The 202-nt window shown below is 68.8% G+C and carries 1 protein-coding gene; it reads left to right on the forward strand.

The window, feature by feature from the left end; all coding sequences use genetic code 11:
• Positions 1 to 202, forward strand: a 202-nt coding sequence (locus tag GB932_RS19070; protein WP_197517218.1) for a hypothetical protein, incomplete at both ends; no start/stop codon positions are given.

The following is a 202-nucleotide window of genomic DNA, read 5'->3' on the forward strand; positions in this document are numbered from 1 at the left end:
GGTCTGCATCGAGATCCCCGAAGGCACCGAGCCGGGCGACCACACGGTCATCGGCGAGGACGAGGACGGGAACACCGGTGAGGACGCGACGAACGTCTACACGCCGATGATCGAGGCGACGAGCCCGGTTCTCGCGGGAGGCGACACGACGGTGACGTCGGGTGGCTGGCTGCCGGAGTCGGACGTCACGCTCCAGCTGACG

This window comes from Microbacterium karelineae (assembly GCF_009745985.1).
Classification (GTDB): domain Bacteria; phylum Actinomycetota; class Actinomycetes; order Actinomycetales; family Microbacteriaceae; genus Microbacterium; species Microbacterium karelineae.